At 67.6% G+C, this 14505-nt stretch carries 11 protein-coding genes; 9 read left to right on the top strand and 2 right to left on the bottom strand.

All coding sequences use genetic code 11. The features are described from left to right. Positions 1-7: 7 nt before the first annotated feature. The 4 genes from ABFP37_RS09475 (at position 8) to ABFP37_RS09460 (ending at position 5046) form a co-directional block, all read left to right on the top strand. Positions 8-1555 (top strand): PH domain-containing protein, encoded by a 1548-nt coding sequence (locus ABFP37_RS09475; RefSeq protein WP_078027520.1) that lies wholly within the window; start codon positions 8-10, stop codon positions 1553-1555. Then, on the top strand, positions 1548-2468 hold the full coding sequence (locus tag ABFP37_RS09470) for a DUF2520 domain-containing protein (RefSeq protein WP_347033386.1): 921 nt from the start codon (positions 1548-1550) through the stop codon (positions 2466-2468). The genes ABFP37_RS09475 and ABFP37_RS09470 overlap by 8 nt, the downstream gene beginning before the upstream one ends. 1 nt (position 2469) lies before the next feature. Further along, positions 2470-3399 carry a pantoate--beta-alanine ligase gene (locus ABFP37_RS09465; protein WP_078027421.1) on the top strand — a complete coding sequence of 310 codons (930 nt, stop codon included), beginning with the start codon at positions 2470-2472 and terminating at the stop codon, positions 3397-3399. Positions 3400-3507: 108 nt separating this feature from the next. Then, positions 3508-5046 carry a DHA2 family efflux MFS transporter permease subunit gene (locus ABFP37_RS09460; RefSeq protein WP_347033385.1) on the top strand — a complete coding sequence of 513 codons (1539 nt, stop codon included), beginning with the start codon at positions 3508-3510 and terminating at the stop codon, positions 5044-5046. 112 nt (positions 5047-5158) lie between these two features. On the opposite strand, the gene ABFP37_RS09455 is transcribed toward ABFP37_RS09460, so the two are convergent. Continuing rightward, positions 5159-5995 carry an alpha/beta hydrolase gene (locus ABFP37_RS09455; RefSeq protein WP_144275859.1) on the bottom strand — a complete coding sequence of 279 codons (837 nt, stop codon included), beginning with the start codon at positions 5993-5995 and terminating at the stop codon, positions 5159-5161. A gap of 91 nt (positions 5996-6086) precedes the next feature. Continuing rightward, a complete protein-coding gene (locus ABFP37_RS09450; protein WP_347033384.1) occupies positions 6087-6989 on the bottom strand; it encodes an alpha/beta hydrolase in 903 nt (300 codons plus the stop codon). 104 nt (positions 6990-7093) lie between these two features. Here ABFP37_RS09450 and lysS point away from each other — a divergent pair, with 104 nt between their 5' ends. The 5 genes from lysS (at position 7094) to ABFP37_RS09425 (ending at position 14433) form a co-directional block, all read left to right on the top strand. Further along, entirely contained in the window at positions 7094-8626 is a 1533-nt protein-coding gene (gene lysS / locus ABFP37_RS09445) for a lysine--tRNA ligase (RefSeq protein ID WP_347033383.1), read from the top strand. A gap of 2 nt (positions 8627-8628) precedes the next feature. After that, complete coding sequence (locus ABFP37_RS09440; protein WP_347033382.1) at positions 8629-8895, top strand: hypothetical protein; 267 nt, start codon at positions 8629-8631, stop codon at positions 8893-8895. 136 nt (positions 8896-9031) lie between these two features. Beyond that, positions 9032-9358, top strand: coding sequence for an Lsr2 family protein (locus ABFP37_RS09435; RefSeq protein WP_347033381.1), 327 nt, complete (start codon positions 9032-9034; stop codon positions 9356-9358). Between the two features lie 428 nt (positions 9359-9786). Continuing rightward, on the top strand, positions 9787-12279 hold the full coding sequence (locus ABFP37_RS09430; RefSeq protein WP_078027415.1) for an ATP-dependent Clp protease ATP-binding subunit: 2493 nt from the start codon (positions 9787-9789) through the stop codon (positions 12277-12279). A 192-nt stretch (positions 12280-12471) separates the two neighbouring features. After that, positions 12472-14433, top strand: a complete 1962-nt coding sequence (locus ABFP37_RS09425) for a prolyl oligopeptidase family serine peptidase (protein ID WP_347033380.1) — start codon at positions 12472-12474, stop codon at positions 14431-14433. The last annotated feature ends 72 nt before the right edge of the window (positions 14434-14505 follow it).

Below are 14505 nucleotides of genomic sequence, written 5' to 3'. Positions count from 1 at the left end.
CGGTCCCATGGCTGTTCCCGGAGAAGAGTACGACGGCGAGTGGCTGCGGGTGCATCCGGCCTCGCCGTTCGTGCGGGGCTGGGTGGCGCTGGCCGCGATCGGGTACTTCTTCGGGCGTGACACCTTCGAAAGAATGCTCCAGGGTGAGCCGCTAATGGACGGCCGGATTGCCGGCCGGGCGCCGTGGCTGCTGGCCGGCGGGGCCCTTGTCCTGGTTCTGGCAGTTCTCGGGTTCATCCTGTCCTGGTATTTCACCCGGTACCAGGTGGCGGGAGGCTACGTACGTGTCAACACCGGCTTCCTGTTCAAGCAGCAGCGGCAGGCCCGGCTGGACCGGGTCCAGGCGATCGATATCGTGCAGCCCCTGCTGGCGAGGATCTTCGGGCTGGCAGAACTGAAATTCGAGGTGGCGGACGCCGGCGAGTCAGCGGTCAGGCTCGCGTACCTGCGGATCGACGATGCCCGGCAGCTGCGGGCCACCATCCTGGCCCGCGCATCGGGAGTTGAACTCGATCCCGGGCGTCCTGAAGCAGCCGCGCCCGAGGCGCCCGAGCAGCAGGTCCTGCAGGTCCCGCCGTCGCGCCTGATCGGTTCGCTGCTGCTCAGCGAGCAGAGCGTCTTCATCGTGCTGGGCGGCGTGGCCTCCGTGGTGCTGTCCGCGGTCACCGAAAACCGGGCGTTCTTCCTGTACCTGATCCCCGCGGCGCTCGGCTTGTTTGCCGCGTACTGGGCGTCGTTCCACAGGGGCTACAACTTCACGGCGGCCATCTCCCCGGACGGCATCAGGCTCCGCTACGGGCTGCTGGACACGCAGGCGCAGACCCTTCCGCCGGGCAGGATCCAGGCGCTGAGGGTGTCGCAGCCGCCGCTGTGGCGGATCTTTGGCTGGTACCGGATGCAGGTCAACGTCGCCGGGTACGGGGCCGCCGGCAGCAACGGCGAGGCGGGCTCCCGCACCACCCTGCTGCCGGTGGGGAAAATCGGTGACGTCCTGAACATGCTGGCCCTGGTTCTGCCGGATCCGGGTACCGCCGACCCCCTGCGCGTTTTCCGGGCCGGGCTGTACGGCCTGGATTCCGACGGCGGTTTTGTCACCACGCCGCGCCGGGCCCGCCCCCTGGCGCCGCTCGGCTGGCGGCGCAACGGCTTCGCCGCGACCGATACCGCCCTGCTGATGCGATCGGGACGCTGGTGGCGCCAGCTCGTGGTGGTGCCGCACCAGCGCACCCAGTCGATGGCGCTGCACCAGGGACCGCTGGCGCGCAGATTCGGGCTGGCCGACCTCGTGCTGCACACCACGGCCGGGCCGGTGGCGCCGCGCGTCATCCAGGCGGACGTCGGGGAGGCCCTGGCGCTCTTCGATGACCAGGCGGCCCGCGCCCGCGCCGCCCGCAAACGGCAGACCAGCGAACACTGGCTCGCGCAGGTGGCCACGCTGGTTGCGCCTGCCGCGCTGGTTGAGCCTGTCGAAACCGCGGTTCCCGACGAGCCCGATCAGCGGGTTTCGCACCGGGCGTCCAGTCCAACTCAACAGGAAGGCCCGCAACGTGGCTAAGCCCGGACGCCTCGGCGTCGGAATCATCGGGGCCGGCAAGGTCGGCGCGGTCCTGGGCGCAGCCCTGCGCGCGGCCGAACACGCCGTCGTCGGGGTTTCCGCCGTCTCGGACGCAAGCCGCGAGCGGGCCGAAACGCTGCTCCCCGGAGTCCCCGTGCTTGACGTCCAGGACATCGTGGAGCGCTCGGAGCTGGTGCTGCTGGCCGTGCCGGACGACGCCCTCGAAGGACTCGTGGCGGGGCTGGCCAAACTCGGCGCCTGGCAGCCGGGACAGCTGGTGGCACACACGTCCGGCCGCTTCGGCGTCGGGGTCCTCCATCCCGTGCGAGCCTCCGGGGCCGTGCCGCTGGCGTTGCATCCGGCCATGACCTTCACCGGCATGAGCCTGGACCTGACCCGGATCCTGGACTGCACGTTCGGCGTCACCGCGGACGCCGCCATGCTGCCCATCGCGCAGGCCCTTGTGGTGGAGATGGGCGCGGAACCCGTGGTCATCGCGGAGGGCGACCGCGTCATTTACCATGCTGCCCTCGCGCACGGTTCCAACCACCTGGTCACGCTCGTGGCGCAGGCGTCCCAACTGCTCAGCGAAGTGGGCGTGGACGCGCCGGAACGCATGCTGGGGCCGCTGCTGCGGGCCACCTTGGAGAACGCGCTCGCTTCCGGCGAGTCCGCGCTCACCGGCCCCGTGGCCCGCGGTGACGCGGGGACCGTGGCCGCTCATGCGCTGGCGCTCCGGGAGCACGACGCCGGTGCCGGCGGCGACATCCTCGAGGCGTACCTGGCCATGGCGCGGGCAACAGCGCGGCGCGCTGAAGGGCGGGGGCTGCTGAAACCGGACCAGCTGGAGGGCATCCGCAACGCCCTCGCCAGCACAGATGACGACGGCCCACAGGCCCCGGGAGGAAACTGATATGGGAATCCGACTAGTGACCACAGGAGCGTCGCTCCGTGCCCAGAGCCGCTTGCTCCTGACCCAGAAACACGGCTCCTCCCTAGGCCTGGTACCCACCATGGGTGCCCTGCACGAGGGACACGCGCGGCTGGCGCGGGCCGCTGTCGAGCAGAACGACGTTGTGGTGGCGTCCATCTTCGTGAACCCGCTGCAGTTCGGCGAGGCCGCGGATCTGGAGCGGTATCCGCGGACGCTCGAGGCCGACATGGCCCTGCTCGAGGAACAGGGCGTTGACCTGGTGTTCGCCCCGTCTGTGGAGGAAATGTACCCCGGCGGCAGGCCGATGGTCCGGATCACCGCCGGCGCGCTGGGCGACAAATGGGAAGGCGCGTCCCGTCCGGGGCATTTCGACGGCGCCCTCACCGTGGTGGCGAAGCTGCTCCATTTGGGCATCCCCGGCACCGGACTCCCCGGGAACGGTGCGTTCGTCACCGGCGCGGCAGGAGGCCTGCCGGGTTACCGGGCCTACTTCGGGCAGAAGGACGCCCAACAGCTTGTCCTGGTTAAGCGGATGGTGGCTGATCTGAACTTTCCCGTCGAGATCGTCGGCGTGCCCACGGTGCGCTCAGATGACGGACTGGCGCTGTCCAGCCGCAACCGCTTCCTCTCGGACGAGGAACGCCAAGCCGCCCTGGTGCTGTCGCGTTCGCTGCGGCTCATCGAGGACCGGGCCAACGCGAACGAGGCCCTGGATGTGGACTCGGCCCGGGCGCTCATCGAATCCCAGCGGCTGGTTGAGCTGGACTACCTGGATGTGGTGGATCCCGGAACGCTGGAGCCGCTGGCCGAGAACTGCCGCGAGACCCCGTTCCGCGGTGAGGGGCTGGCGATCGTTGCGGCAAAGGTGGGTGCAGTGCGGCTCATCGACAACGTGCCGCTCAGTTCCTAGCACCACAGCTTCTCCCCATGTACGGGAATGAGTCCGGCCCTTACACTGTTGGAGTCTGCAGCGGCGGTGTCCGCAAGCCATCACTCCCAACTCCGCGAGGGTCTCTCCATGTCTACCGAAGTCACGTCAAACTCCCACGGTGAACCCGTGCGCGAGCCAGACGCCCCGTTGAACCAGCCCGCCGGAGCGGCTCCAGCAACGAAGCAGCCGGCCAGTGCAGCCCCGACCGGGACCCTGCCGGCCGACAAGATGTCCCGCGAGTCCGTGACCGTCATCGTCACACTGCTCGTGGCCACCTTCGTGGTGATCCTCAACGAGACCATCATGAACGTTGCCCTGCAGCGGCTCATGGTGGACCTGCGAGTGGACGCCCCCACGGTGCAATGGCTTTCCACGGGCTTCATGCTGACCATGGCGGTGGTGATCCCCACCACCGGATTCATCCTGCAGCGGCTCTCCACGCGCGCCGTCTTCCTGCTGGCCATGGGCCTCTTCGCCGGCGGAACCGCACTCGCCGCTGCCGCGCCCGGCTTCGAAGTCCTCCTGCTGGCGCGAATCGTCCAGGCCGGCGGCACCGCCATCATGCTTCCTCTGCTGATGACCACCATCCTGACCCTGGTTCCGCTGGCACGCCGCGGGGCTGTCATGGGCAACGTCAGCATCGCCATCTCCGTGGCGCCGGCCATGGGTCCCACGGTTTCAGGCCTGATCCTGGAACACTTCTCGTGGCGCTTCATGTTTGTCTTCGTCCTGCCCATCGCGCTGGCGGCGCTGGCGATCGGTGCCAGGTTCCTGACTAACGTCGGCGAAACAGAGAAATCCAAGCTCGACTTCGTGTCGGTGGTGCTGACCATCCCCGCATTTGGCGGCCTGGTATACGGCCTTAGCCAGATCGGCGGAAGCCACGGCGGCGACGGCGGAGCGAGCACGATCGCCGTGGCGGCCCTGGTCATCGGCGTAGCCGGACTCGTCGCGTTCGTGCTGCGCCAGCTCCAGCTGCAGAAGTCCGAAGCCCCGCTGCTGGACCTGAGGGCGTTCAACTTCCGCATGTTCACGGTGTCCGTGCTGCTCATGGTGGTGGCCATGGTGGCGCTGTTTGGCGCCGTCATCCTGCTTCCCTTGTACCTGCAGGAAATCCGCGGGCTGAAGTCCCTCGAAACCGGCCTGGCCCTGCTGCCCGGCGGCCTCGCCATGGGCCTGCTCGGACCGGTAATCGGCCGGCTGTTCGACAAAGTGGGCCCCTTGCCGCTCACCGTGTCGGGATCGTCCCTGATGGTGCTGGCGCTGTGGCAGTTCTCGATGCTGAACGCCAGCACGCCGGTGTGGTGGATCATCGCACTGCACGTCGGCTTGAGCCTGGGGCTCGCCCTGCTGTTCACGCCGGCCTTCACCACCGGGCTGAATCCGCTGCCTCCGCACCTGTACTCGCACGGGTCCGCCATCATGAGCACCCTGCAGCAGGTTGCCGGTGCCGCCGGCACGGCGCTGCTGGTGTCCATCTTCGCCGTGGTCTCGGCAGGATCCGGGCTCGTCGCCGGGATGAACGCCGCGTTCCTGACGGCCACCATCATCGCAGTAGCCGCCGTCGTTCTGTCCGCCATGATGCGCAAGACGTCCGGCGCCGCATCAGGAGCAGCGGCCCACTAAACGCGAACGGGCACTTAAGCCCCTCCCGCTGAGCGCGAACCGGCAGATAATGCCCGCAAATCCTCATTTTGAGGGCATTATCTGCCCGTTCGCGCCGTGGTAGGGGGCAGGCTCAGCCGGCGAAGAAGTCGCTGAGTTCCGTGATGAGCTTGTCCGGTGCGCGGTTGACGCCGTCGTGCCCGAAGCCCGGCAGGATGGTGTAGCTGGAGCCGGACAGGACGTCGTGGATCTGGCCGCAGGCCACGCCGAAATAGGCAGGGCTCTTCTCGCCCACAATGATGAGCGTCTCCAGCGGCAGTTCCAGGAACGGCTCCGCCGGCATGTCCGCGGCGATGATGGCCTTGATCTCACGGACGCCGGTGCGCATCATCTCGCGCTGCTGCTTGCCGACCGACGTGCCGGCCGTGAGCTTGTTGGCCAGGGTCAGCATGGACAGCGGCATGCGCGACGAGAACGCTCCGCCGGCCTCAAGCCCCCGCTGCAAGACGGCGAGGGCGCGGTCGTCGTCTCCGGCCGCCGTCGCGCGCTCATATTCTGTGGTCCAGTCAGCCTTGACGCTGTGGTTGACGGAAACGGCGGGGTCATAGACGGCGAGCCGCTCCACGGGGAGGGTCCGTGCCGCGTGAATCGCCACGGCGCCGCCGAAACTGTGGCCGAAAACGTCCGTGCTGGACGTGTGCTTCATCACCGCATCGAGGTCTCGGATGTCGACGTCCAGCGTGTAATCCGCGGGCTGCTCGGACGATTCGCCGCGGCCCCGGCGGTTGAAGGTGTGGACCGGGCGGCCCAGTTCGGCGCTGAGCTTCTGGGCGAAGCGGGTGTAGTCGGCGGCCGTCACCATGGAGGCCGTGACGACGACGACGCCGGAACCCGCCGATGCGAGCTCCGCGCCCGTGGTGAACAGCTCAAGTTTGCCGTCGTCGGGTGTGCTGATGATCTCGCGCGTCATGCTCCGAGCCTAGCCGAGGCCGGGCCCCGCTGACAGCCCGGCCCGCCTGAGCGCCGGCCCGGTGGTGACCCGATGCCCGGCGGCTGCATGCTTAGCGACGCAGCCTGCCGTCGGTGCCGTCAAGGAAGCGCGCCATCCTGATGGCCAGGCGCTTCCCGGGACGGATGGGGCCCTCGTGCAGCTGGCCCGGAACCACGCCGAACTCGATCGCCGGAACTGCCGCGGCCAGCTGGCGCCCCATGTCGGCAAAATATCCTGGGCTCCAGCCGCCGCTGAGCATGAGCGTGGGTGTGGACACTCCCACGAAATCGTCCGGGCGGGCGTCGGTGTCCAGCACGGCCCGCATTTCCCTGACGGCAGTCGGCAGCAGCTCCCGCATCTCGGCGCCGAGGCTGGTCCGCGCGGACAGGATGCTCAGCATCCGGAGTGCCCCGAGCGGCAGGTGGGAGACCGGCCCCGCGGTCTCCAGGCCGTGCACCAGAAGTGCCCAGGCGTGGTCCAGCTGCCCCGCCGTCATGGCCTGCTCCAGCTCCGGACGCCAGCGGTGGCCCAGGTTTCCGGACAGCGACACCGCGGCGTCATAGGTCACGAGCCGCCGGAACGGAATGCCGCGCGCCGCCTGAAGAGCCACAAAGCCGCCGTAGCTGTGGGCCACCACGTCCTCTGATCCCGTCGCCCGCATGACGGCCGCGAGGTCGCTGATCTCGGTGGCCAACGAGTAGCCGTCCGGCTGCTGCGCAGACCCGGCCCTGCCCCGGCGGTTGTAGCAGTGCACCGGCCGGCTCAGCAGGAGGCTCAGGTTGCGGGCGAACGGACGGTACAGTGCGTCGGTCACCAGCGTTCCATGAACTACGACGACGCCGGGCGCCGCCGGCGCTGGCGGGTCACCGGCGGCGGGGGAGCTGCCGTGCGTTGCCGCGAGGCCCGCAGGCCGGAAGGAATGCACCTCAAGCTGGCCGCCGCCGTCGTCCGCCTTAACCGTCCACGTCTCCACAGCGAGAGTCTATGCCCCGCTCCTGACAGGAATCCGGCAGCGGCCGCCGGCGCATCGGCGGCCCCGAAAGCCGGGTACGCGAAGTCCCGGTAAACTTGATGATTGTGACTTCCCAAAACACCCCTGCCCCCAAGAATGCCCCAGAGCCGGTCGACGCCAGCGAACAGATGCGCATCCGCATGGAAAAGCGCGCCAAGCTGATTGAACGCGGGGCCGAGGCATATCCGGTGGGTGTTGAGCGCACGCATTCACTCAGCGAGATCCGGGAAAAATACTCGCACTTGGAAGCCGACGAGACCACCGGGGACGTCGTCGGAATCACCGGACGCGTGGTGTTTGTCCGGAACACCGGCAAGCTCTGCTTCGCCACGCTGCAGGAAGGCGGCGTGGACGGTAAGGGCACTCGGCTGCAGGCCATGCTCAGCCTCGCCAACGTCGGCGAAGAGGCGCTCGCGGACTGGAAGGCCCTGGTGGACCTGGGCGACCACGTCTTCATCAAGGGCGAGGTCATCTCCTCCCGCCGCGGCGAGCTCTCCGTCATGGCGGAGTCCTGGTCCATGGCGTCCAAGGCACTGCGCCCGCTGCCGGTGCTGCACGCGGGGCTGAACGAGGAAACCCGCGTCCGCCAGCGCTACGTGGACCTGATGGTCCGCGATGAGGCACGCGAGATGGTCTACACCCGCGCGGCCATCACCCGCTCCATCCGTGAAAGCCTGTACCGCCACAACTACGTGGAGGTGGAGACCCCCATCCTCCAGCTGGTCCACGGCGGCGCCCTGGCGCGGCCGTTTGAAACGCACATGAACGCGTTCGACCAGAAAATGACCCTCCGCATCGCCACCGAGCTCTACCTCAAGCGCGCAGTGGTGGGCGGCATCGACCGGGTCTACGACATGGGCCGCGTATTCCGCAACGAGGGCGTGGACTCAACCCACAGCCCCGAATTCACCACCCTCGAATGCTACGAGGCCTGGGCTGACCAGTTCGTCATGGCAGACCGCATCAAAGAGATCATCCTCGACGCCGCGGACGCCGTGGGCGCCGGACGCACCCTGCAGACCGATGCCGGCGAGATCAACCTCGACGGCGACTGGGCCTGGCTGGCCGTGTACCCGGGCCTTTCCGAAGCCGTCGGCCAGGAGATCACCCCGGACACCCCGCTGGAGGAACTTCGCGCGGTGGCGGAGAAGCACGACGTCAAGGTGGACCCGAAGTGGGACGCCGAGAAGCTGGCCGTGGAGCTGTTCGGCGAGATCGTGGAGCCCACGCTGCTGAACCCCACGTTCGTGTACGACTACCCACCGTCGGCCCAGCCGCTGGCCCGCCCGCACCGCGAGGACGGCCGCCTCATCGAGGCCTGGGACCTCATCATCGGCGGCATGGAGCGCGGCACCGCCTTCTCCGAACTCATCGACCCCGTCATCCAGCGGGAACGGCTCACCGAGCAGTCCCGGCACGCGGCCGCCGGCGACGTCGAGGCAATGCAGCTGGACGAGGACTTCCTCCGTGCCCTCGAGTACGGGGCGCCGCCCATGGGCGGCATCGGCCTCGGCATCGACCGCCTCGTGATGCTGTTCACCGGCGCCGGCATCCGCGAGACCATCCTCTTCCCGCTGCTGAAGCCCGAGGGGCACTGACCGTGGACTACGTAGCCGTACTGCTGCCCTCGCTCGTGGTGGGCCTGCTTTTCTGGTTCGCCATGAAGTCGATCTTTAACGCTGACAAGTCCGAGCGCCAGGCCGAGGCCCGTGCGCAGGCCGAAGCCGACGCGCGGGCAGCCGCCGGCGCTTCCGGGCCCGCCGGGCCTGCCGCCGGGCCGACGAGTGCCGGGCCGGCGGCTGCCGGACCCCGGCCGGGTCCGGCCACGGACGCTCCTTCCGAGCCAACGGCTGAATCAGACAATTAGCAGGCAACATTCTTTCCGGGTGCTTTCCACAGGGAACCATTGCGCGTTTTGACGCGTTGCCTTAATGCGGGAGATACTTCAATAGTTACATCCTGCTTTTCTGGATTCAGGACCCTTTCCAAAAGAGAGAATTTTCATGGCACAGAAAGTTAATATCGTCCTCGTGGACGATCTGGATGGGGGATCGGCGGACGAAACTGTCCGCTTTGGGCTGGATGGTGTGAGTTACGAAATTGACTTGTCATCCGCCAATGCTTCAGAACTGCGGTCCGCGCTGGAACGCTTTGTTTCCGCTGGCCGCAAAACGTCCAGCGGCCGCCCTGCCCGCACCAAGGCATCGGGCGGACGCAACCAGGACTCGGCGCAGATACGGCAGTGGGCACGGGACCACGGATACACGGTTAATAGCCGCGGCCGCATCCAGGCTGAAATTCAGGAAGCCTACCAAAAGGCAAATTCCTAGTCCGCTGGGACTCTGAGCATAAGAACGGCGCCTCCGGTGTTTACCGGGGGCGCCATCCTTTAAGCCCGAGGTTCTTTCCCGCCGCCATAATCGGCCGCCGTCCCCTCTTGGCGGAATCATCTGCCGGGCGGAGTAATCCGCCAGCTCGCGAATACCGGATCTTCATCATCGGGCATATCCGTAAATGTGACGAAGCCATCAGCTGTTATTCCGGGCCGGTATTGCCGCCGAAGGGAACGCAATGCGCGGGCGGGCGGCGCGGGGCAGCGAGGACGCCCGAGGAGACGTTTTGGGCGGCGCACGGCCGGTTCCGGCGGCCGGCTGCGGAGTCGGCGCAAGCGTCACGGTTTCCCCTGTGGCGAACAAGCTCCCCAAGTCTGGATCTCCCACGTAGCATCAAAGTACGTCGTAGCTAGGAGTGTGGCGAAATGTTTGAGCGATTTACGGACCGTGCCCGTCGCGTAGTTGTGCTTGCCCAAGAAGAGGCACGCATGCTGAACCACAATTACATTGGTACCGAACACATCCTCTTGGGTCTGATCCATGAGGGTGAGGGTGTTGCCGCCAAAGCTCTTGAGTCCTTGAGCATTTCGCTCGACGGCGTCCGCGAGCAGGTACAGGAGATCATCGGCCAGGGCCAGCAGGCGCCCTCCGGCCATATCCCCTTCACCCCGCGTGCAAAGAAGGTGCTGGAGCTGTCGCTGCGTGAGGCCCTGCAGCTGGGCCACAACTACATCGGCACGGAGCACATCCTGCTGGGACTCATCCGCGAGGGTGAGGGTGTTGCGGCGCAGGTGCTGGTCAAGCTCGGTGCGGACCTCAACCGTGTCCGCCAGCAGGTCATTCAGCTGCTTTCCGGCTACCAGGGCAAGGAAACCACCGGCGCAGGCGTCGGCCCCGGACAGGCTGAAGGCACACCTGCCGGCTCGGTTGTCCTGGACCAGTTCGGCCGGAACCTGACGCAGGCTGCCCGCGAGAACAAGCTGGACCCCGTCATCGGGCGCGAATCCGAAATGGAACGCGTCATGCAGGTCCTTTCCCGCCGCACCAAGAACAACCCGGTGCTTATCGGCGAGCCCGGCGTCGGCAAGACCGCCGTCGTCGAAGGCCTGGCCCAGGCGATCGTCCGCGGCGACGTCCCGGAGACCATCAAGGACAAGCAGCTGTACACGCTGGACCTCGGGTCCCTCGTGGCCGGCTCCCGCTACCGCGGCGACTTCGAAGAGCGCCTGAAGAAGGTCCTCAAGGAGATCCGCACCCGCGGCGACATCATCCTCTTCATCGATGAAATCCACACCCTTGTGGGTGCCGGTGCCGCGGAAGGCGCCATCGATGCGGCCTCGATCCTGAAGCCCATGCTGGCCCGCGGTGAGCTGCAGACCATCGGCGCCACCACGCTGGATGAGTACCGCAAGCACATCGAGAAGGATGCTGCACTAGAGCGCCGCTTCCAGCCCATCCAGGTGAAGGAGCCTTCGGTGGCGCACGCGATCGAGATCCTCAAGGGGCTGCGCGACCGCTACGAGGCGCACCACCGGGTCACCATTACCGACGGCGCCCTCGCCTCGGCAGCGAACCTCTCCGAGCGCTACATTTCGGACCGCTTCCTGCCGGACAAGGCGATCGACCTCATCGACGAAGCCGGTGCCCGGCTCCGCATCCGCCGCATGACAGCTCCCCCGGAGCTGAAGGAGATGGACGAACGCATCTCCGAGCTGAAGATGGAGAAGGAGTCCGCGATTGACGCGCAGGACTTCGAGGGTGCTGCTGCGCTGCGTGACAAGGAGCAGAAGCTCATCACGGAGCGTTCGGAGAAGGAACGCCACTGGAAGACCGGCGGCATGGACGACATCTCCGAGGTGGACGAGGACCTAATTGCCGAAGTCCTCGCCAACTCGACGGGCATCCCGGTGTTCAAGCTGACCGAGGAAGAGTCCTCGCGACTGCTGAAGATGGAAGACGAACTGCACAAGCGCGTCGTCGGCCAGAACGAGGCCATCAGGGCCCTGTCCCAGGCCATCCGCCGCACCCGCGCAGGACTGAAGGACCCGAAGCGCCCCGGCGGTTCGTTCATCTTCGCCGGCCCCACGGGAGTCGGCAAGACCGAGCTCGCCAAGGCCCTCGCCGAATTCCTGTTCGGTGAAGAAGACGCCCTGATCACCCTGGACATGTCCGAATACTCGGAGAAGCACACGGTGTCGCGGCTCTTCGGTGCCCCTCCGGGCTACGTGGGCTACGAAGAGGGCGGGCAGCTGACCGAGAAGGTCCGCCGCCGTCCGTTCTCCGTGGTCCTGTTCGACGAAGTTGAAAAGGCCCACGCGGACCTCTTCAACTCACTGCTCCAGATCCTGGAAGACGGCCGGCTGACCGACTCCCAGGGCCGCGTGGTGGACTTCAAGAACACCGTGATCATCATGACCACCAACCTGGGTACCCGGGACATCTCCAAGAGCGTTGCCACCGGCTTCCAGTCCGGCACCGACACCCAGACCGGTTACAACCGGATGCGGGCCCGGGTCACGGAGGAGCTCAAGCAGCACTTCCGCCCCGAGTTCCTGAACCGTGTTGACGACGTCGTGGTGTTCCCGCAGCTGACGCAGGACGAGATCATCGAGATCGTGGACATGTTCGTGACGCGCCTGGAGAAGCGCCTCAAGGACAAGGACATGGGCATCGAGCTGACCAAGGCCGCCAAGGTCCTCCTGGCCACCCGCGGTTACGATCCCGCCATGGGTGCCCGGCCGCTGCGCCGCACCATCCAGCGCGAGATCGAGGACCAGCTCTCGGAGAAGATCCTGTTCGGCGAGCTGCACTCCGGTGACATCGTGGTGGTGGATGTGGACGGCGAAGGCGACGACGCCAAGTTCACCTTCGCCGGCAACGCCAAGCCGCGCATTCCGGAAATCGCCCCGAGCGCCTAGGCTCGAACCGCACTCCAGCGACCAGGAAGCCCCGCCCGCCCCGCAAGGGAGCAGGCGGGGCTTCTGCGTTGCCCGCCCCCATCCCCCATAACCGGCCTTCGCCCGTTTGGCCGGCCCTGACCCTCTCAACCGGCCCTGACCCCCTTAACCGGCCCCGGGCGCGGCCGGTCTTGCGGGGCAGGGCCGGTCGCGTTGCTGTGGGAGGTCGATCCTGCGGGGCAGAAGCAGGCCCGCCGCATCACCCGCAGCGCCAAGGGCGAGGCCGGTGCCGCGTTCGCGGCCAACGGCGACGTCTACTTCACGTCCGCCCGCCCCGACCCGGAGAACACCGGAAACGCTGACAGTGACAGCGATTCCGTGACTGCCCTTTGGCTGCTGCCGGCCGACGGCGGGGAGGCCCGGGTGGTGCTGTCGAGGCCCGGCGGAGTGGAAAAGGTGATGACGGCGAGGGACGCGGACGCGGCCTTCGTGGTTGCCGCCGTCCTCGCGGGTTCCACGGACGAAGACACCGACGCCGAACGCCGCAAGAGCCGCAAGGACAACAAGGTGGCGGCCATCCTGCACAGCGGATACCCCGTCCGGTACTGGGACGCTGACCTCGGCCCCGCCCAGCCGCGGCTGTTCGCCGTGGAACCCGGGCCGGAGAAGGAACCCGGCAAACCCGGCACTGTGGACAGCGCCGCGCCGCTGAAGCTCAGGAACCTCACGCCAGCGGCGGGATCCAGGCTCCGTGAGGCCGAGTCGGTCGTCAGCCCGGACGGAAAAACCATCTATACGAGCTTCGCCAAGCCGTTGGCCAAAGCGGACCTGCGCTCCGTCCTCGTCGCGGTGGACGTCGCCACCGGCACGCAGCGGGTCCTCCTCGACCGCGAAGGGATGAGCTACTTCCCGGGGCCCGTCAGCCCGGACGGGAGGTTCCTGGCCGTCGTCAGCGAAAGCGACACCACGCCGCAGGAGGCCCCGCAGGTCAAGCTCCATCTTCTCGACGTTTCCGGCCCGGCCGGTGTGGAGGACCTCACGCCCCTGGCTCACGACTGGGACCGCTGGGCGCACCCCCAGTCCTGGCTCCCGGACAGCTCGGCCCTCCTGGTCACGGCGGACGACGACGGCGCGTCGCCCGTTTTCAGCGTCACCGCTGCGGCAGGAGCCGCGCAGGGGAGCGTCGCCCGGGTGACGCCGGACGCTGCGGCCTACACCGACGTCGTGGTTTCACCGGACGGCGCGGGCGCCTATGCGCTCCGCAGCTCCTACGAATTCCCGACGGAGCCCGTGCGCATCGATCTGGCCACCGGGGACGTCACCAGATTGCCGGGGCCGGCTGAGCGCCCGCAGTTTGCGGGTTCGCTGAAACGGGTCGAGACGACGGCGGCCGACGGCGCGCGCGTTCCCGCCTACCTGGCGCTGCCGGCAGGGGCTTCGGCGGACAGCCCCGCCCCGCTGCTGCTGTGGATCCACGGCGGGCCGCTGGGGTCCTGGAACGCGTGGACCTGGCGCTGGAACCCCTGGCTGCTGACGGCCAAGGGCTACGCCGTCCTGTTGCCGGACCCTGCCCTGTCCACGGGCTACGGCCAGTCGTACATCCAGCGGGGCTGGGGCAGCTGGGGCAAGGCGCCCTACACGGACCTGATGGCGGTCACGGACTCGGTGGTGCAGCGGCCGGACATTGACGAAAGCCGGACGGCCGCGATGGGCGGGTCCTTCGGCGGTTACATGGCCAACTGGGTGGCCGGCCAGACGGACCGGTTCAAAGCGATCGTGACGCATGCCAGCCTCTGGGCACTGGACCAGTTCGGACCCACAACGGACGCGTCCCAGTACTGGCTCAAGGAAATGACGGCGGAGATGGAGCTGGAGAACTCACCGCACCTCCACGTGGAGAACATCCGGACGCCCATGCTGGTGATCCACGGCGACAAGGACTACCGCGTGCCCATCGGCGAAGGCCTGCGGCTCTGGTACGAACTGCTCTCCAAATCCCAGCTCGCCGCCGACGAGAACGGCCAGACCTGCCACCGGTTCCTGTTCTACCCGGACGAGAACCACTGGATCCTGCAGCCGCAGCACGCCAAGGTCTGGTACGGCGTAGTGGAGCACTTCCTCGCCAGGAACGTCCTGGGCAAGGAGCTGCCGCTACCCCCCGAACTCGGCCTCTAAACCACCCCCGCCACCTCCTGCTACCCAACCGTGGTCACCTCCGGCTCGCCGTCCGTGGTCACCTCCGCAGCG

This window comes from Burkholderia sp. RS01, from assembly GCF_039748055.1.
Lineage (GTDB): Bacteria > Actinomycetota > Actinomycetes > Actinomycetales > Micrococcaceae > Arthrobacter.
Note: the sequence above shows the minus strand (reverse complement) of the source record. Positions and strands in the feature narration are given on the sequence as shown.